The organism is Halorubrum sp. SP9 (assembly GCF_005435015.1).
Classification (GTDB): domain Archaea; phylum Halobacteriota; class Halobacteria; order Halobacteriales; family Haloferacaceae; genus Halorubrum; species Halorubrum sodomense.
Genome location: NZ_SGXU01000022.1, coordinates 21,436 through 39,520 on the forward strand (window position 1 = coordinate 21,436; position 18,085 = coordinate 39,520).

Here is an 18,085-nt window from a genome sequence, read left to right on the forward strand (position 1 = left end):
TTACGCCTTGTCGTCGTCACTCGGGAGTGTCGCGGTCTGTTCGTCGTAGACATCGATTTCCTCTACAGCATCCGTTCCGACTGCGTCTTCGAGGGCCTCGTGAAGTACCGATGGCCCGCCGAGTTCGCCATCGTGGGATAGTTGTAGTACGTCGCTGGCGACGACTCGAACACGTTCGATCCGGTCACTTGCTCTGTCAAGTCGGTCTACGAGTCCTGTCACGTCAAGCGTGAGGTCACGTACCGTTCGGAGTTCCTCGTCGGGTTTGGAATGCTCGTAGTTGAGTTCGAGATCGCGGTCGAGACCGCCGAGGTGGAAACTCTCGTCGGCGTACTCAACGCGACAGTAGAGCCGCGGTTCTTGCCCGACTTTGCTCCGACTGATAGTCTGGTTTTTGATCGCCCGCCAGCAGAGCGTGTCGAGCCGTTCGACATCCGCTGCGGTGAGGTTTGTATCGGTAGCCCCATGTTCGTCGACGAGTCCGTGAAATCGGATCAATCCGTACTGAATCCGGTGGTCGTCGAGATCGAATCCACCCTGCTGTTTGTTCTCCTGCGTAGCGATCACGCTCGTCAGGCTATCGTATTCTTCGTTTTCGTTGACCGCGTGTATCGATTTGCCGGGCGAGAACTGGACGGGGCCAGTGAAATGATCCGGTAGGTGCTTGGCGTAAACCTCGTCGGTATCTACTGACATTGTCGCACCGAAGTAGCGTACATCGACGCTCTCGTTCAGGAACTCGCCGAAGATATCGTCGCGGAACTCCTCGACCTCCTCGTCATCATCGAGGTCGTAGTCGTCGGGCTCGACCTCCTTGAGTCGATCTTCGAGGAGCTGACCGCGCGTGTACTGATCGCCGTCTTCCTGTACGTTTCGAATGTAGACGCCGTGACCGTCGTCGTCGAGTTGGTCGCGGAGATACCGCTTCAGACGAACGTCGGTGACGATTGCCTGATGGGTCTGTGGGTCGATTCGCGGCCGGTTAGCACCGGACAGCGGGTTGCCGTTCGGGTTCGCGTCGACGGCATCGTACAGAAAGACGATTTCTGAGCGGTTCGTCACGGGGTCAGGTGTATCGGACATGTTAGTGTTCCTCCTCGGAAGTTACATCGTCGGCATCGGTTTCCTCTCGGTTCCACGGGTGGTCGTTCATCCCGTACGTCACGCCAAGGGCGTAGTAGAAGCGGAGATCGTCGGTTTCAATCTCCCACTCTTCCGGATCGGGATTAAGAATCGTATCACGAAGCCGGTCGACGATGTGATCCGCCTTCGTGCCGGGATAGTTCCCCTGCTGTTTCTTTTCCTGACGCGTATAGGTCAGCGTCTTGGCGACGGTTTCCTGGGTTACCTTCTTGATCCGCGAGCGAGTGATCGATTTGACCGGGTACTGGTCAACCAGCGTTGTCGAGCGATCCTCGCTGTACTCCTGATAGCTGCCGATGTCGCCGACGAGCGCGCCAAGCAGGAACGCTCCGCGACGTTGGCTCGTTACAGAGTCCGGGTCGTCGTCGTGGTCGGGAGACAGTGCAGGTGTTTTGTTGATGAACGATTCGAGTTTCGGTGCGGCGGGGTGGCCCCCGTCCGCGATTGGGATTTCATCTAGTGATGGCATGCTTTTCGTGTCATAGGTCGGTTGCTCTGTAATCTGATCTTTCGACGGGTCGGTCGTCTGTAATAGCCTCAGGTCCTCATCCGCAAGCGCGCAGAGTTGTGCGAACTGACTGGCAACGAGGAACGAGGGGAACCCTTCGTGCTCGCTGTCATCGGTCTGATCGTCAATAATCCTGGTCACGTACTCTTCGAGCAACACATCGACGGCTATCGCTTCGCCACTCAGCACGCTGACGAGGGCTTCGATTCGCGGATCGTCAGCGTCAGCTTCGTCGTCATCGCGTTCGGCGAAAGTCTGTCTGAAATACCAGCCAGTCGAGATCGCGTGCAACTGTTCGTCGTTCGTTTCCAGCAGTCCCCAGTTCTGGTTGGTCGGAAGCGGAGCCGTCCACTCTTTGAAATGGTCTCTATTGAACGCCGAGACGGTTTGGACGAACTCGTTGTGCCTGATTGCGAGTTGCTTCGGATAGTGGAGCCGGCCGTTCAGCGTCTCGCCGAACACGTCGTATCGAGACATCTGATGCGGCATCACGGCCGATATATAGAACCGAAAATCCTGTTCCTCAATGGTTTTTCGACGCTCCTCCTCATACGCGTCTTCGATTGGTGTCGTCTCTTCGTCTTCGACAGTCCGATAGAGCAATTCGTATAATCGATGTACCTTCTCAGGAGCCAATCGACCGAATACGTACGGGAGGTAGTATACCTTCGCGCCAAATGTCCGGTAGGTGCAGGCCTCGACGAACGTGTCAGCGTTCATTACCGTGATTGCGGCATCTTCGGAAATCGGATGTGATCGCCACGCTTCTTCGATGTCGAGGCCGGGGAACTTCTCAAGCTGCTTGCCTAGGAAGTAATTTTGTGGGTCCTCGGACGTACCGACGGTTCGCGCTGGCGAGCCCGTGACGAGATCAGTCGCGTCACCCGACGAGTCATCTGCCTTGTTTTTAGTAACGAGTTTAGAGAGTTTTCGCTGTCGCATCGCTTCACGGAACACGTCCATGTCACCGGGCCACTGGTACTCACCATCAGGCTCAGCCTTCACCCGTACTGTTAATAGTGAAGTGGCTGATTCGCCTCCGAGCTTACGGGTGAGTGTTTCCTCAATCGTTTCCAGGGCGGTCTCGTTTTGACCGAGTGTAGCAAGTTCTTCAATGATCCAACCATCCTGATGTTCATCAGCAGCCTCGGTTACCACCTCGTCCGTAGCCCATCGTGTTAGCCGTTCCTTGGCGTAGCGAGCCAATTTCTCCGGATTACTGTTTCTCCCAGCTTGATGTGTCACGCTGTGGTCAATTCCTGCGGCTGCTGAGAATTTACAGTGTCCTACATTCTGAACCAGGTCTTCAGTGTACCTCGTCACCTGTACTGGGCCGAGCTCGTCGTCAGCCAGTCGGGGCTCATCACCGGACACATCAACCCGAACTACGATTAGGCTATTATCGGTGTCAACGAGATCGCCAGCCGCGTCAGGTGTGAGATATGGGGCGTACTCACCACCACCCGTCGTGGCGAGCGTGTAAAGTTTCCCGTAAAGGTACTGGAGGTCACGAAGCGATCCAATTGGTGAATCCGAAAGCTTCGCTTCTAGTTCCTCAGGCGGGTACTTCTCGCGGAACGCGTCAGGGGAAAGCATCTCGACCCTCCAGTTCGCTCTCGCCTGGCAGTGTTTTGTCCGTGATGTTCATGAACCCGAGCCCCAAAGAGTTCCGCTCTCCGAGTCCACAATCCAGCGCGAGGTTGAGATGACGGCGATGGTGATCGTCCCGAACCGTGTAGGAGAACTCCCACTTGCTTAGGACGTAGGTCATCTCCTGGCCCTCGGTGACAGTCAATGGGACGGCGAACGTCTTGTTCAGTTCGTAACCGTCGAACAGATCCCCGTCGACATCGCTCGGCCCTGGCAGGTGGTCGTGGGCGAAGCGGTCATGTTTCTGATCGAGGTTGTCCTCCAGCTGCTTGCGGAGCGGTTTCATCGAATGCTCCGGTCGCCAGAAGACGGCGGTGTCACCGCCGGGGTGGTCGATGCCGTACTCCTCGCATTGCCATGGCGGAATCCGAACCAAGAGGCCGGTCCCGGTTTCAATCGTCCCGCGTGTGCCCGGCTCGCCGACATCGGGTTCGAGCGAAGTCACGTCGTCGACGTGGAACGGCATCTCGCCGATGTTCAGCTCCGGCTCGTCGAGTAGGTCGGCCGCGACGTTGGCCAGTAACTCCTCGTCGGGCGAGGCGACCAGCAGCTTTCGGTCGTCCCCCTCCTGCATATCATGCGGCGGAAACGGGTTCGAATATGAGAATCCCGGCGGCTCGCCGTCGTCGTGGCGGTCGTCGTATGCGGTACCGTCGAGCGCGTCCCAGAGCCGGCCACGAAGCTTGTGGTGGTAATCGTTCTGGTAGGCTGCGTCTGCCCGTGCGGATAAATGGGCCATTACACGCACTCGGATGACTCACCTCTGTAGCGGGGGATCATACAACTTGTCATACAAATAGGAGATACAAAAAAGAACCCCATACTGAGCGAAAGTAGAACTACTTGTGCCCTATTGAACGCAAGAGTGCGTCGGGGCGGCGTTGCTGATCTATAAACGGCTTGTACGATGTCTCATAAGTTCGCCGGTGTCAGGGTCGTATTGATCGCGTTGCTGATCTACAAGCAGTTCATCCGAGATGGGCACCCAATTGAGGATATTGAGTCATATCTCGATCCAGAGAGCCATGAACCGTTTCCCACGACATCTGACGTCGATCTCGTCCACATCAGGGGTACCTCAGTGGACAGAACGTAGCGGAATGTCGATCGCAACGACATCTCGTTTGTCTACTATGATGGCGCATTCATTGCTAAGCATGAGAGAGTGTTCGAGTTTGAGCGGCTTAACCAACAACATGGCCTCTACTGCGAATTTGTTGGTTAAGACTTGGTAACTAGTCGGTACCGCTGTTCAGCTGGTGAGCCATTTCTGCTCAATGAACCTGATATCGAGCATCCACCTGCTTATCCTGCCGATACGGCGCTCGCGTGTCCTCCAGCCCCCACCTCTCCCCGCGGTGGACCGTAGAGAATTGACCGAGAGGTTGCTCGGCCAAGTGAACAGAATTAGTTGAGCCTAAAAGGCAGGTGACCAACCAATTCGGCGGTTCAGGGGTCGTCGATCGGCGGCGACATATACCTCGAAACGAGTGAGGAATACAGACAACCGATGGGTGATAATAGCGTCGAGTATCGTGACTGGGTCGAGTATCCCCACGCCCGGCTCCGCGTTGAGATCGTGAAGGAGGCGGGGATCCCGAAGCGGTTCGTCGTCCAATTGGAGCGGCGCGTCGATGACGGTTGGCACGAAGTCGTCCGGTTCGACCACGATCCAGAGAACCCGATGGGGCACGATATCACCGAGGAGGGACTTCACATGGATGTCTACAAATTCGGTGAGAAGGCCCGCGTCAAAGACGATTTCCCACCCGTGAATTTAACACGAGCGCCGCGCTACTGTATCGCGTACATCGAGCAGCACGCCGACACGCTGCTCCGGAGATTCGAGAAATGGCACGATCTGAATCAGGATCCGACTGGCGGGAGGAGTCCATGAGTGATGCCGAGCTTGAGGCGTTCGAGGACGCCATCGGGGACCTCGGGAATCGCGTGAGTGAATTCCTTGCTGAAGGGTCGGACCTCTCTGCGGAGGAGATCGATGCCGACATTGAGGACCTCCCCATGCCCGATCCGCTTGACGACCGCGCTGCCGACGAGTAGGTTGAGAGAGAGTACTAGCTGTGCGGACCGGACTACGAATCCGACAACCGTCTCTTCACGACCTCCCCAAGTTCTTCTACAGGAATCTCTTGGAGTCGCTCGTCCTCGCTCAATGTATCTAGAACAGCCCCAACGGGCTCGGTAAACTTGAAAACCAAGTGAACACCCGACTTGAATCCACCACTGACCCGTTCGCTCTCCAGAACGCCGTACGTTCCGGCCTTATTGATGTGGCTGTTGACTGTTTCTTGTGTGTATATCTCCATGTCGCTTCCCTCACAGAGAATTTTGTAGATGTCGTACACCACGGGGCTCGGAGCCGCTCCTTCATTCTCTTTCGCGACAAGTGCGGCAGCGTACAGAGACAGCTTCTTTTGGACAGACATCCCGCCAACGATCTCGAGGACCCGATTCTTTACCACAGAGTCGTTTGCCGATCTGACGTGGTCCTGAGTTACCACCGTATCGCCTGCCCGGTTCGCGATCTCTCCAGCATCTCGTAGCAGGTCGATCGCGCGACGCGCGTCACCTTCGTTTTGAGCACCGTACGCAGCCACGATCTCAATTACTCCGTCTTCGAGGGCGTCGTCTTTAAACGCATCTCGACGTCGTTCGAGAATTTCGATGAGCTCGTTAGCGTCGTAATCCGAGAAATGAATCCCGTTCGGATTGTAGGAGCTGTCAGTCCGACTGTCCAAGTTCTCGCGAAACTTCGGGTAGTTAGTAACAACCACCGTTGACAGCTGCGTATCAACATGCTGTTCCGACATGACTCGGCTCAAACTATAGAGCAGCCGAGAATACGCCGGTTCGTCTGCGCCCGTACTGCCGGTCAGCGCGTCGATCTCGTCGAGGATGAACACGAGTGAATCGAAGTGATCGTCGACGATCTCGTAGAGCCGGGTGTATTTCATATCGGTCGAGACACCCGACCGAGGGACATCCCAAACCACGCCCGCCTTCCGTGCCGTCTGGTGGCCTAGCTTCCACACGGCGCGGTCGAGCGTGTGAGACTCCATCGTTTTGAAGTTGACTGCCACAAAGTCGAACTCAATACCGCTCTCCTGAGCGCGTTCTTTGACTTTGTTCGCGACGGCTTTCACTGTCAGGGTCTTGCCTGTGCCACTAGGACCGTACAAAAGCAAATCCGGCGGTCGCTCACCATCGAGAGTGTCCCGAAACGCCCGAGCTTCGGCAGCGAGTTGCTCGTCCCGGCCGTAGATCCGATCCTGATCGACAATCGTACTCGAGTCTACGAGGTCCTTGTTTTCAAAAACAGTCTGTACGTCGCCATCGAGGATGCTATCCACGACAGATGCTCCGGACTCTTGTGACCCACCAGACTCGGTATCTGGCTGCCCCGAGTCGGTTTCGTCGCCTTCCATACTGGTCATTGTGATCTAACCGCTAATAACCTTTGTCGAAATGAAAGGGGCGAAGTCGAAATGAAAGGGGCGATGTCGATATGAACACCCCGCCGTCGAAATGAATTTCCTGCCTCGTTCATATCATCACACACCAACTTCGAGGTGAAGACCCCTCTATCGATATGAAATCTCAGACAGCAAGACAGACACCCCGTCATCGAAATGAAATCCCACCTTGGAATCCTGGCCGCGGTAGATCTTCTTCGAAGTGACCACCTCTCAATCGATATGAAGCCATCGAGCCAGGAAATCGGCCCCATCCACACACCCCGTCATCGAAATGAAATACAAAAACACTGTGTGCGACCTCGTCGACGAGATTTCATTGTGAGAAATGGCAACAGGTTCTTCGAGATGAAATGCTTAAACAAAAAGCTAATACTGCTGTATTAGACCGTCCAAATTAGATTTAGGGCAATTTTCTCTGTGGAAGAACCGATTTCATATCGAAGACGGTGTGTGAGAGTTATCTTACTACTACGTCAATCTCCGATTTCATATCGAATATGGGGTGTGAGAGCTACCAATATTATCTCCCGTTGTCCGCTCATAGTAGATACTCCGTTTGTTTTCACAGAATTAAATCACTGTCTGACCCAACTAATTCAATAGGGCCGTAGCAAGTAGAACGGCTGGTAGCATTCGAGCTGGTAGACTACTGCTACGATCCCAGAGCCGCAAATTGACGACCTTGGACTCCAGTAATGTCTTGTACCAGCCAACTCGCAATTGAACTGAATGCGTAACGAGACGTTCCATAAACTCCGCTATCCCCTCGTTGTGGCGCTACTGATCTTCCCAGTCTATGCGTACTTTTTGAATATGGACCTCTCAGCTGTGGGGACATCGATCTTCTCTACCTTAGCGGGGATTCAGGCTACGATCTTTGCGATCGTCTTTTCGGTGGTGATCTTAGGCGTTCAACTGTCTACCTCACAATATTCTCCTCGTCTCCCCGACCTCTTCCGTTCGGACACGATTTATCTACGAACAGTCGGAGTATTCGCTGTCTCGATCGGCACCAGTCTCTTGGGGTTGTTCGCGTACGGGTATGTAGACGGCTTCTGGATAGAGCTGTGGCTGTATTCTTCCGGACTTCTGGCGATTGTCGCGTTTGTTTCGCTCTTCGACTTCGTTGATCGGACTTTAGAACAGAGTACTCCGGAGGGTATTCTAGACAGACTGGAGGACGATCTGACTGCGTCTCAGATCATCGACCAAGCAGAGGCGTCGAGTGATGATTATCGCGAACCGGACCCGTTCCTCGTCATATTGTCTGTTATTAATTCACAGATCAATGAACGAGATGCTGCCGCCGTCTATCTGGGGTTAGATATTATCAGCCGTCGGGTGAGCGAACTCTTAGCGGAGTGTTCTGTAGAGATGCTTGAGGAGGACGCACCTGTCGGTGACTCACTGGAAGATCTCTGTACGAATCGACTCACGAGTACTGGTGAGACTGCTGTTTCGGCGGAATTAGAGGAGGGTGCGACCGAGGTAGTGAGTACCCTAGAGACAATCGGGCGGGCTGGAGTTGACAAATCACTGGAGCGACCCGTTCTCCTTCCGGTACGCGGGCTTTCGGATCTTGTTCTTGATTTAGGTCATGACGGTATCGATGAACGAGTGCGGGGAGAAGCGATTGAGTCGGCGAAGGATATGTTACAAAATGCTGCTGAGGCTGGTCTCTGGAACGGGACTGGTAAGGGGACGCGCTACTTGGGATGGCAGCTGGCGAACTCAGTTCATGTCCGAGACGAGAATCAAAACTACGATCGAAGGTACACAAGCGCAGTCATCAATTACTTTCCCGGAATTTTAGGGAAACTCGTGGACTCGACAGCGGATGCAATTGATGACGACACCACAAACTGGAGTTCACCCCATCCAGGAGGTGCCCATGATTCGTATTCGGAGGCTCGAGCACTCCAAGCGGTCTATATTTCGGCTGCCGAGCTCACGGGTGCATTTCTCCGATATGAATTGAGAACGGGTGTGAACTTTCCCGACTGGGGGCACGTCGGCTACGGCTGGGTAAAAGCTGTCTCGGAGCTTTCTGATAGTGGGTTGGACTCATTCAAACAGCAGTGGATTGGTACCACTCTCTATCTCCAGTACCTGTCAAACGAAACGCCAGATGACGTTCTGGTGGATTTTAGTCCAGTGTTGCGTCGTGAGGTCTCGAGCAACGAGATCATTGCCGTGATTGAACAGCTCTTAGCAGAGGAGATTAGCCCGGCTCAGTGGCTGAATTTCAGGCAGACTATGGACCCGGTTGAGATCCCTCAGACTGGATATCAATACACGCTTGATATCGATACAGATGAGTCATTCGAGGACTGGCTCAGTCATCGGCAGGATGTCTTGGCAGCCAGTATGGGGGGTGGATTTGTTGACCAATCCGGATTCGCGGAGAGGCTTCAGGAGGAGACCGAATCAACTGAGCAGGATCCGGCCGAGGACGAAGATTCAGAATAAGTCGATCATCTCCTCTGTTTCAAGAATTTGGGCTCTGTTGAAATCCTATTCTTCAGATATATTCTCATCTGAAACAGCCGGTCGATGAGAGCTGCATACTCACCGCGTCGATAATCCAGCACCGACTGCAATCCCAACGCCCATGCCGATTGCGATACCCAACGCGAGGTTATCCATCGTGACTCCGAGCGCAACACCGAGTCCTGCTCCAATAGCGATACCAACGCCCATCCCCCGATTGTCTACTTCATCTCCCTCTGTTTGATCCATTGGCAATGTATTCTCTCCAGACGAAATAAGCATTCTTCACTCGCGGACATAACTTGTACCCGTTTAGTGGCCCCACTGTTCAATAGAGGCCCTGTATTGACCGCTCAGAGTGACCGATCTACATTATGAATGAGACAAGCAATGGTGAGTTCCCGGAACTGTTTCCACCAGCGCCGTGAGCGGACGAACGCACCGTACTTTCGCTTGAGCGTTGAGTTCACGGTCTCGGATTGACTCCGTTGTCCGTAGAGATCAGCGTCTAAGCGTGCGTTCCATGCCTTGTGGAGTGGTGTGAACTCACGATGCTTAATCAGTGGCCGAACCTCGTGTTGACGAGCAAGTCGCCTGATCTTCTGGTCGTCGTAGCCCTTGTCACCGAGGAAAATGTCAATATCCTCGGGGTTGCGCTTGATCAACGACGGAGCGATCTGGCTATCGTGCTTTCGAGTCGTCGTCACGTGTAGATCGAGAATTGCGTTCACCTTCGTATCGACCAGCAACGTCACCTTGAGCTGCTGAATCGTGAGTTCAGCACGTTTCGTGTAGTGTTTCGAAGCGTGACTACGGTCGAGCCCTGACACATCAACACCAACAACTTCGCTTGTCGGAAGTAACGTCGCTGAGAGAGTCAAAATGATACGCCACTCAGCCATATCAAGCCGGTTGAGCGGTTTACAGAGCGTTGAAGCAGTAGGAAGCTCGGTTAGCCCGAGAACACGACGGATGCGTGGCATCTCGATCAGTTCGTCAAGTAGGCCACGGTAGGTCGTGTTCTTCCGCACTTTGAGACAGAGCAGAACAACGTGCTGCGGGAGTGTATAGCGGTGTTTGAAGAATTTGAGGAGTATCGAGAAACGGCTCGGCGGCCCAGATGGATCGCCTTCTCAGTAACCCGGAGAAGCTGCGACTTCGGGAGGGGCTTCATTTCGTCTAATTACATGGTAAACATGTAACTCTCTGAGGATTTCAACAGAGCCTGAACGCGGTAGTTTTCGAGGAGGTCTTGGCGAGAAAGTCACCTTTGATCGATTTGATCTCACACTCGATCTGCCACCGGCGGCTGTAACGCTGACAGAACGTCTTAGCTTCCTCGGGATCAACTCGTAGATTCGTCGCGCAGACGGCCGTTTCCTCTCCACTCGTCGACACCCTCGGGAACCGCGAGCGCATAAATGTAACAACCACTCCCAGCCGGCTTGAGGTGGAGATAGTTGTATACGGGCACTCGCTTCGGTTACTGGTTCGAATACAGACAAAAGTGGGTAGCGATTGTTTGCGCTGCGTCCCTAAGGGTCACAATCTCCAGGCGCAACGACTGAGGAACCCAACTCTCGAGTATCGACCCTCAGATTGGATCCCATGCTAGTTCCTGTAACGATCTACTGTCTCAGTTCAGCGGTCGCAGCTTTGGTGACCCGCTCAGGTGAATAGCCTTTGCCGCTTCACCAGGTATTGGACAGTTTCCCTGTTCGCCCAAGCAGCGTACGACCACGAGCAATCAGGAGAGCCGCCAGAACTGTACCTACTCGGGGTATCAACAGCCTTCGATGACTTCGGACCCTCCGTGGTAATGTTGCCGCTGCCGCCCGCTACGTACACACACAGTTTCACTTGCCGTGCCTGAACGAGCCATCCTCCACCAGAGAGACGTCACTCGTAGTCGAGTTCGACATCATCGATGCCGACGGATTCACCACCGATATCGATAGTTTTCGCCCCCCGATAGCCGGGGTTTACACACAGGGTTCCGTCTACCTCAACGACGCCTGCTGCACCGTGAATGTGTCCACAGAGACAGAGCGTCGGTGAGTGTTCGCGAAGTGCGTGACGAACAGCAACCGAGCCCCAGTGGTGTCCCTGTAGTGGCGAACCATCCTCCCGAATTACGTCGATTGGAGTGTTGAACGGTGGAACATGTGAGACGAGTACCCTGGGTTCGGAAGCGTCGTCAAGTCCATCACGGAGGTGTCGAAGTCGAGCGCTGTATCGCTCGAGTTCTGACGCTGATAGCTCCGACCGAACCAAATCAGAACCTGTTGGAGGCGAGGATCCAAACTCCTGCTCTCGATAGGCACCCAGCCACTCGTCGACCTGTTCAGCATCGCCTTGGAACGGGTCGTGCAAGTACTGTATCTCCGTACCAGCGTTGAACCGGTCACAGCCCAGCCCGACAAACCGAACGCCTTCCCATGTATTGGACTCCGTGAGGTCGGTCACACCCTCAATTGTGGTAAGTGTATCATGGTACGGGTAGTCGTGATTGCCGGGAACGAATCCAACAGGGGCAACCGAACGGGCGATACTTCGGAGTACCTCCTCGCCAGTTTCGACAGAGCGGCACCGGTTGTCCAGCAGGTCTCCAACGACGACTACGAAATCGATCTCCGTAGCCTCGACGCCGATATCCGGAACAGTGGTTGCCGTCAGATGGGCATCCCCGAGAACGAGGATCTTCATCGCACCGTCTCTCGCGCCGGATACTGTCGGGGCTTCGCAGTGGCCATACTGTATCGGTTCATATTGATTGCCATCTTTTTGGAGTCATCGGTGACGCTACTGCTCGAACACGATCCGGACCAACATCGGGGTCACACTTATAAGCGTTCCTGTAAGATAGTTTGGATATCAATGGGCGCCGACGTCGTCGACATCATCGAAAACAAGCGGATGGGCCACGAGGCGGACCCGACTGACGACAAAGCGCATCCCAGCGGCGTCGAGGGGTATGAGCCTGTACTACAGGTAGTTGTTGAGGGGTCGGCGGAGAAAATAGAGGATGGGTTCAACCCCCGGTACGAGTTCAAGCCGACGGGGCGACCGGAGTTCCGTCTGTTCGGCCCCCACACTGGGAACTACATCGACGATGCAACCATCATGGGTGACGAGCGGCTGCGCAAGCTACTCACTACCCAGATTGGCCACGCGCAACGGTCGATCCGTTACCCGTCCGCCAGCGCGGTCCAGCGGCGGTTCATCAACCCAGATACGGACATTATCGACGACAACGAGTTCATTCAGGAGGGTTTGGCGGGATATCAGCTCCTCCGGTCGGTACTGATGCGGTACGTCCTGAAGTTCCACGAGTACGGGTCGAGCGATTCGCCAAACGGGCACTTCATGACGCTCAACCACCCAGAAGAGGCCGCGTTCGGCTACATGCTCCCGTTCTCGCAGATCCCGGCAGTTCTGAATGGACAGCAAGTCTTCTCTCGAGCTCTTCCGACGATGTATCACGAATTCCCGGCCTTTCTGGAAGAGCGTCGGGTGCTGTCGGAGTTGATCGAGTCCGACTCGCCGTTCGAGGATCTCTGTTCGGTGATTTCCGTCTCCCCAGCCGAACGGGAGACGCTGAAACAGACCGACCTGGACGTACTCGACGAGACAGTGCGTGCACTCTCAGAGTGGTATCTCGCCCCTGATGACTACAGCAAGGTCGGCCGGAACACGCAGGTCCTCCGGACCATCGACTGGCTGGAGGAGGAAGTCGGGCGCGACCGTGCCCTCGACGCGCTCAACGTGCCTCGGGAGGCGACGATGCACCCTGACAAATGGGTCTGTCACCTGCTCCACGACGTTGCGGCCGGCAGGAACGTCAACGACATCCGGACCGACGGAAGCTACTGGGAGACGAGAGCAGGCGGCGGGACGTACGATGAGGCTAGCGACCTGACGGACCGACAACGAAAAGACGCCGTCGAGAACCCGTGGAAGCGAGGGTTTTACACCACTCACGAGTCGATCCAACTCTCTACAGACCGGCTCGTCCGGACGTGGTACAGCTACCAGCCGGATTCGTCGTTCTCGATAGAGCACATCCGGTACCGGCTCTTCCTCCAAGAGTTGTTCAGCAACAGTACGCTACGGAGAGATGGGAAGGAATGGGATATCGAGATGATCGGGAAGACGAACACGCCCGCGCGCCTGAAACGCAGAGACGAGGAAACCAACCAGATCGTCGAACAGCAGCCGTTCCACTATGCCAAGTACCACGTCCGCGGGGAGAACCCGTTCGAACTGGCCCGCACGGGCGCGACGACGCCGACCGATATTGGGAATTTCTTCGATTACGAGCAGAACGGCGACCTCTCCTGGGAAGCGTGGAATAAGAGTCGAAAGGACGCGCTCCGGCAGATGGCATTCGACAAAAACGAACTGACGGAGGCGCTCGAGTGGGTCCAGTCAGGGGAGCACAGCGACTTGTAACAGCCCCACTTACTCACTATTCATTCGTTCCTCGATGCGGTCCTCCACAAGTTTCTCGAACAGAAGTTCTTGTTCGGTGTCGCTCATTCCGGGGAACATGGCCTCCTTGACCAGATCTCGGTACACTTGGGCTACACTCGTGGCGTAAGAGGTTATCTCGTCTTCGACCAACTCGGCCGGCTGCTCCGTCCAGGAGTTGATAATCTCCTCGTTCCGGTTGAATTGGATATGTGCGATCGTTTTCGGAATATCGATATCCTGCTGGCGCTCGCCCCCGTCCGAGTTGTCGTCCGCAGTCTCGGTAGACCTGTCAGCCTGCGATTCGCGCTGGTCTTCTCCTGATCCGGCGTCAGTTTCCGGCGCTTGGGCAGGGCTACTCCCCGAACCCTGGGACTCAGATGCCTGTAGGCCCGTATCCTGTGGCTCCTGTGTGGCATTGGCTGCTTCCTTGACAATGCCTTGTTCGTCAGTGATCGGTCCGGCTCCCCCGGCGATGCCTTCCTGGCCGGGAGCTGCCTGTGGGTCGACCTCTGTATCCGGGGAGATCGGGTCCCCTTGTATCGTCGTGACCGACTCTCCGTCCTCGGTCTCGTCAATCGTCTCGTCGGACCCTTCCTGAGGTATTGCGTCGTCGTCGCTGTTCGCGTCATCCCCACCGTTCGAATCGTCGGTCCGGTTCTCGTCTTCGATTGGGGCCTCATTCCCATCTTCCCAATCAGTCGGGCCCCGTCGTGGTGCTGCAGCGACTGGCGGTGCACGGCTCCCATCTTGCCACTCGTCGAGGACCCTGAGAAGCGCATTAGTCAGTCGTTGGGGTTTCTCAGCACCGTACTCCTCGAAGTCCGTCTCCTCAATCGCCCTTCGGAGCGTTTCCTCGACATCGTCTTCACTCTGGCTCCCAAGTACGAGGTCCGTTGAGGACTGTAACATCGAAACGATGGTTTCCGCTTGCGCTTCGTCGATACCATAATCGATGAGCTCTGCTTTCCATCCATCTTCGACTGGTTCCATTCCGCTACCGTCGGTCTGCCTGTTTTCGTACATTGTTAGTTGTGTGTCCGTCTCGCGGTGTGTTCAGGGGCTTCGACGCGTGTAGGAACCGAACCGCACCTTCTTGTCAACGACCTGAACGTCGAACCCGGTTCGCTTCATGGCGGCATTCTGGCCGTCCTTTCCCAGAAGCTCTCGGATCGTCTCCTCGCCCGTCACGATGCGACCGTACTCCGAACCGTCATCGGCAGCCTCGTTGAGCTTCCACGCGCCGGCGTGGATCATTCCCAGATATGACCGTATCTGTCTGTAGAGGCGCTGTTTGTCATCGCAATCGACAAGCCCGGTGATCACACCCGCTGCCGCGAAATCATGAACCCCGTCGGAAGTCTGCCACGAGCCATCATCGGCCGGCAGTTCGGTACCGAGATCTAATGACGCCAGTAGTTCCTCGTAAGCGGTCCCACGGAGAGAGCTCAGGTTCCCGATCCCGATTTCGACGTTCGAATCCCAGAAGGTCCCGACCTGCTGAGCAACGGTGTAGATGGAGGCCTCGGTGGGAACGACGGAGATCCGTTCCTCAGAATAGCCCTCCACGCTCATAGCAGTCTGCTCGCCTGCGTCGAGTTCGCTCAACACGCCGCCGACGTAGTCAACCATGCAGGCGGCCTTGCCTTCGGGCATGCTCTGTGGCGAGCCTGCATTGAGGTCCTGTTCGCGCAGCCAGTCACAGACTGCACCGATCCGGTAGCTCGCGTAGTCGGTGTCCTTCTCGACTTTCGGGACTCGCTGGATAACGCCGACGTCTTCGAGATACGGCAGGATGTCGGTTAGCGTTGCGTTCGACCATTCCGTATCCGCGTCCTCGACCTCGTTCGTCTCGAGGTACTCGTCAACTGCCTGTTTCAGCCCTGCGAACGTGTAGATGTCCGAGTCGGCTTGGAGAATCGTTTCGAGGACTGGTGTCCGATAAGTCGAGTGCTGGACGGCGAACACCTGACTGATTCGGGACCAGTACGCTGCGAGCGACATCGGGTCTGTCTGTTGCTGACTCATTGAGTGTGTCCGGAGAGCACAGTTCGGTTCTCGGGTGGTTCATGTTGATTGACGAACGATGTACCGCTCGACGTATACTTTCTATTCGTCAAGGGATCCTCACCCTGATGTCGATGCGTCAGTTGGGGTAATCTTTTTATATTGGTTCGACAGTACAAGATATCTATAGGATTGGTAGGAGTCCTCATATATCTAATGGGAACAACGTTCCGACACACGACTGAGAACCCTCACGTTGTGAGTTCTGGTGTTGCTGCGTCTGCCGTTTTCGAGGGTTTGACACCGGTTTGCCGGACACGTAGGGAACCCGATCACGCTGGCTGTAGCTTCGCCACAACCTCCCGGCCGTGGTACTTCTCCTCGTACAGAGTTTCCCACATAGCCTCGTCGAAACCATCCAACTGGATCGGTTTGAACTGGTTCAAATTCACTTGAAGCTTACAGCCCCTACAATGGGCGACCCCATGAACCCGCATTACCTCGACACCGATTTCCGGATATACTGCCTCTAGTGAAACCTGGCCCTTCTGTGCCCGGAACTCACCTGTATTCCCACACTCTGGGCAACTGTACTCAGTTCTCATCAGGATATCACCCGAACTGGGATTTACTGCTTTCCGGTAGTACTCCAGCGCCGTTATCAGTTCAGCTACTTCGGCCTCGGTAACCTTGATCTTCCCCGAACCGCTGTCTCGTTGCTCCAGCACTTTGTTCATCAACCGACAAACAGTCTCAAACCTCTCCGCCTTATTCATGTTTGACAGAACACTGCGAGGCTCCGTGTGCGCTATCCGCCGAGAAACGGGTGAGATTTATCGCGACCCAACGGTCTCACCCTTATATTCCGAGGGAGATTCGAGCAGGGGTCAACACTTTTCTAGGAGTCAACAGTCGAAGACTCGAGACTCCAAATCGGGACTACATAAAACTAATCCAGAACAGCGGTCCGGGGACCTACCGAGTAGCCCCCCACACATAGCTGTAGATATGGTACGCAAGAGCGTCAGTGTCCGGAAGATTCGCTACAAGGGCCACACGGTCCGAGTCAAAGTCTACCGGCGCAACGGTCGTATCGTCCGGCTGAAGGTGATCAAATCCCCCGTCAAGGTAAAGCGGAAGGTCCTGATCCGTCGGATCCGTCGCCGGTAGGGACTGACCTCTCTTGCGGACTGTGGCCGTTGATACTACAGCAGCTGTGGACTGAAACCCGACACTCCCGAGTCGAGCTACTGCTCTGAAACACTATATAAAGACTTCGCAGATTCCTGTTCTCAGTCAGTTCCACCGTGTCTTCATTCTAATGAGGAAGTACGCCATGACGAAGAAGCTCACCACGATGAAACGGCGAGCCAAGGGGTTCGTCGACGAGATCCACTGTGACGGTCGCCACTACGGGGTTGTCAACAGCTTCGACTCCTCGTGTTCGCTCGGTACGCTACGGTCGTCGTCAAGCGATCTGAAGACAGACGTGAAGAAGCTGTCGGCCGACGGCCAGACGGCCCTGTACGACTCGGTGTACCACTCCATCGGCTCGCTGGCCAAGGCCCACTACGAGGCCAACCGGCAGGGAGTCCCGATGGCCGTCCTCACCTTCACCGATGGGAAGGAGAACAACAGCTCGCGTGACGTGCGCGACGTCCGGAAGCTGATCCGCGACCTCGAGTTCTTCCCGTCGAACAACTGCTACTTCATCATCGCGGGGATCGGTGACGCCTCGGACCGACAGATGCGGGAGCTCTGTCGGGACGACTACGGGCTGTACATCTCGGCGTCGGACATCAACGAGGTGTTCGACACATTCAAACGGCTACTGCTGAAGCTGGTCCTGAAAGACAAGCGCGCTGCGGTCAAGACCCGGAAGAACGGGAAGGTAGTGAAAGTCAAAGGCCGCAAACGTTCGGTCGGCGCGTCGATCAAGGAGGTCGACTACGCGCTCAACCTCGACTGCTCCGGGTCGATGGGGTAATTCGGCGACCCGTCTCGAAACCTCCATCCGCCCCCGGAATCCACTGGCAGTTACTGTGGCCGCAATCCGATGTCGACCGTAGACGGAATCTTTGCCAGCAGGTCCACGAGCATGACTTCTCCCCTGCTGTCGAGTAAGCCGTCCGCGAAAAGATCGACGAACGTGTCGCGGTGCGCTCTGAGGTCGACCGGTCGATTTCGGCGATCGTGGCGATAGCTTTGATGAGGTTCTTTTCAGTCTATGTTTCGTGGCGTTCGATATCTCTCCACATACGACAAGTCGATCCACCGTTCACAATTGGGTGCAGAAGGCTGATTTACAGCCCACAGGTGG

At 55.4% G+C, this 18,085-nt stretch carries 14 protein-coding genes and 2 pseudogenes; 5 read left to right on the forward strand and 11 right to left on the reverse strand.

What is annotated here, in order from left to right:
- From cas7b to cas6, 3 genes are read right to left on the reverse strand one after another with little or no spacing between them, the layout of a single operon-like run.
- Entirely contained in the window at positions 1 to 1,083 is a 1,083-nt protein-coding gene (gene cas7b, locus EXE45_RS12190; RefSeq protein WP_137694492.1) for a type I-B CRISPR-associated protein Cas7/Csh2, read from the reverse strand.
- A gap of 1 nt (position 1,084) precedes the next feature.
- Positions 1,085 to 3,247, reverse strand: a complete 2,163-nt coding sequence (gene cas8b / locus EXE45_RS12195; RefSeq protein ID WP_137694493.1) for a type I-B CRISPR-associated protein Cas8b/Csh1 — start codon at positions 3,245 to 3,247, stop codon at positions 1,085 to 1,087.
- On the reverse strand, positions 3,234 to 4,040 hold the full coding sequence (cas6, locus tag EXE45_RS12200) for a CRISPR-associated endoribonuclease Cas6 (RefSeq protein WP_137694503.1): 807 nt from the start codon (positions 4,038 to 4,040) through the stop codon (positions 3,234 to 3,236). Before cas6 ends, cas8b begins: the two co-directional genes overlap by 14 nt.
- A 771-nt stretch (positions 4,041 to 4,811) precedes the next feature.
- On the opposite strand from cas6, the gene EXE45_RS12210 reads away from it, so the two are divergent.
- Complete coding sequence (locus EXE45_RS12210) at positions 4,812 to 5,198, forward strand: hypothetical protein (protein WP_137694494.1); 387 nt, start codon at positions 4,812 to 4,814, stop codon at positions 5,196 to 5,198.
- On the forward strand, positions 5,195 to 5,362 hold the full coding sequence (locus EXE45_RS12215; protein WP_199233622.1) for a hypothetical protein: 168 nt from the start codon (positions 5,195 to 5,197) through the stop codon (positions 5,360 to 5,362). Before EXE45_RS12210 ends, EXE45_RS12215 begins: the two co-directional genes overlap by 4 nt.
- A 32-nt stretch (positions 5,363 to 5,394) precedes the next feature.
- Here the strand turns inward: EXE45_RS12215 and EXE45_RS12220 are convergent, their stop codons facing one another.
- On the reverse strand, positions 5,395 to 6,756 hold the full coding sequence (locus EXE45_RS12220; RefSeq protein ID WP_394348154.1) for a Cdc6/Cdc18 family protein: 1,362 nt from the start codon (positions 6,754 to 6,756) through the stop codon (positions 5,395 to 5,397).
- 771 nt (positions 6,757 to 7,527) lie between these two features.
- On the opposite strand from EXE45_RS12220, the gene EXE45_RS12225 reads away from it, so the two are divergent.
- Entirely contained in the window at positions 7,528 to 9,267 is a 1,740-nt protein-coding gene (locus tag EXE45_RS12225) for a DUF2254 family protein (RefSeq protein ID WP_241989479.1), read from the forward strand.
- A gap of 99 nt (positions 9,268 to 9,366) precedes the next feature.
- Here the strand turns inward: EXE45_RS12225 and EXE45_RS20465 are convergent, their stop codons facing one another.
- The 4 genes and pseudogenes from EXE45_RS20465 to EXE45_RS12240 form a co-directional block, all read right to left on the reverse strand.
- Positions 9,367 to 9,537 carry a hypothetical protein gene (locus tag EXE45_RS20465; RefSeq protein WP_199233623.1) on the reverse strand — a complete coding sequence of 57 codons (171 nt, stop codon included), beginning with the start codon at positions 9,535 to 9,537 and terminating at the stop codon, positions 9,367 to 9,369.
- A 104-nt stretch (positions 9,538 to 9,641) separates the two neighbouring features.
- Positions 9,642 to 10,462: pseudogene (locus tag EXE45_RS12230) on the reverse strand (IS5 family transposase).
- Between the two features lie 41 nt (positions 10,463 to 10,503).
- A pseudogene (locus EXE45_RS21340) lies at positions 10,504 to 10,683 on the reverse strand (transposase); the annotation flags it as partial.
- A 504-nt stretch (positions 10,684 to 11,187) separates the two neighbouring features.
- Positions 11,188 to 11,994: a metallophosphoesterase gene (locus EXE45_RS12240; RefSeq protein WP_137694496.1), complete on the reverse strand. Its 807-nt coding sequence runs from the start codon at positions 11,992 to 11,994 to the stop codon at positions 11,188 to 11,190.
- Between the two features lie 171 nt (positions 11,995 to 12,165).
- On the opposite strand from EXE45_RS12240, the gene EXE45_RS12245 reads away from it, so the two are divergent.
- Positions 12,166 to 13,740: a hypothetical protein gene (locus EXE45_RS12245; protein WP_137694497.1), complete on the forward strand. Its 1,575-nt coding sequence runs from the start codon at positions 12,166 to 12,168 to the stop codon at positions 13,738 to 13,740.
- A gap of 9 nt (positions 13,741 to 13,749) precedes the next feature.
- Here EXE45_RS12245 and EXE45_RS12250 read toward each other — a convergent pair whose 3' ends face one another.
- From EXE45_RS12250 to EXE45_RS12260, 3 genes are all read right to left on the reverse strand, one after another.
- A complete protein-coding gene (locus EXE45_RS12250) occupies positions 13,750 to 14,751 on the reverse strand; it encodes a hypothetical protein (protein WP_137694498.1) in 1,002 nt (333 codons plus the stop codon).
- 63 nt (positions 14,752 to 14,814) lie between these two features.
- On the reverse strand, positions 14,815 to 15,786 hold the full coding sequence (locus EXE45_RS12255; RefSeq protein ID WP_137694499.1) for a hypothetical protein: 972 nt from the start codon (positions 15,784 to 15,786) through the stop codon (positions 14,815 to 14,817).
- A gap of 311 nt (positions 15,787 to 16,097) precedes the next feature.
- Complete coding sequence (locus EXE45_RS12260; RefSeq protein WP_137694500.1) at positions 16,098 to 16,493, reverse strand: hypothetical protein; 396 nt, start codon at positions 16,491 to 16,493, stop codon at positions 16,098 to 16,100.
- 593 nt (positions 16,494 to 17,086) lie between these two features.
- On the opposite strand from EXE45_RS12260, the gene EXE45_RS12265 reads away from it, so the two are divergent.
- The gene (locus EXE45_RS12265) at positions 17,087 to 17,752 is read left to right on the forward strand and encodes a VWA domain-containing protein (protein ID WP_137694501.1); all 666 of its coding nucleotides are present in this window, start codon (positions 17,087 to 17,089) and stop codon (positions 17,750 to 17,752) included.
- The last annotated feature ends 333 nt before the right edge of the window (positions 17,753 to 18,085 follow it).

What these genes read in the sequence shown, in the direction of transcription:
- cas7b (WP_137694492.1), bottom strand. Translation starts at nt 1,083, where the DNA reads ATGTCCGATACACCTGACCCCGTGACGAACCGCTCAGAAATCGTCTTT.
- cas8b (WP_137694493.1), bottom strand. Translation starts at nt 3,247, where the DNA reads ATGCTTTCCCCTGACGCGTTCCGCGAGAAGTACCCGCCTGAGGAACTA.
- cas6 (WP_137694503.1), bottom strand. Translation starts at nt 4,040, where the DNA reads ATGGCCCATTTATCCGCACGGGCAGACGCAGCCTACCAGAACGATTAC.
- EXE45_RS12210 (WP_137694494.1), top strand. Translation starts at nt 4,812, where the DNA reads ATGGGTGATAATAGCGTCGAGTATCGTGACTGGGTCGAGTATCCCCAC.
- EXE45_RS12215 (WP_199233622.1), top strand. Translation starts at nt 5,195, where the DNA reads ATGAGTGATGCCGAGCTTGAGGCGTTCGAGGACGCCATCGGGGACCTC.
- EXE45_RS12220 (WP_394348154.1), bottom strand. Translation starts at nt 6,756, where the DNA reads ATGACCAGTATGGAAGGCGACGAAACCGACTCGGGGCAGCCAGATACC.
- EXE45_RS12225 (WP_241989479.1), top strand. Translation starts at nt 7,528, where the DNA reads ATGCGTAACGAGACGTTCCATAAACTCCGCTATCCCCTCGTTGTGGCG.
- EXE45_RS20465 (WP_199233623.1), bottom strand. Translation starts at nt 9,537, where the DNA reads ATGGATCAAACAGAGGGAGATGAAGTAGACAATCGGGGGATGGGCGTT.
- EXE45_RS12240 (WP_137694496.1), bottom strand. Translation starts at nt 11,994, where the DNA reads ATGAAGATCCTCGTTCTCGGGGATGCCCATCTGACGGCAACCACTGTT.
- EXE45_RS12245 (WP_137694497.1), top strand. Translation starts at nt 12,166, where the DNA reads ATGGGCGCCGACGTCGTCGACATCATCGAAAACAAGCGGATGGGCCAC.
- EXE45_RS12250 (WP_137694498.1), bottom strand. Translation starts at nt 14,751, where the DNA reads ATGGAACCAGTCGAAGATGGATGGAAAGCAGAGCTCATCGATTATGGT.
- EXE45_RS12255 (WP_137694499.1), bottom strand. Translation starts at nt 15,786, where the DNA reads ATGAGTCAGCAACAGACAGACCCGATGTCGCTCGCAGCGTACTGGTCC.
- EXE45_RS12265 (WP_137694501.1), top strand. Translation starts at nt 17,087, where the DNA reads ATGAGGAAGTACGCCATGACGAAGAAGCTCACCACGATGAAACGGCGA.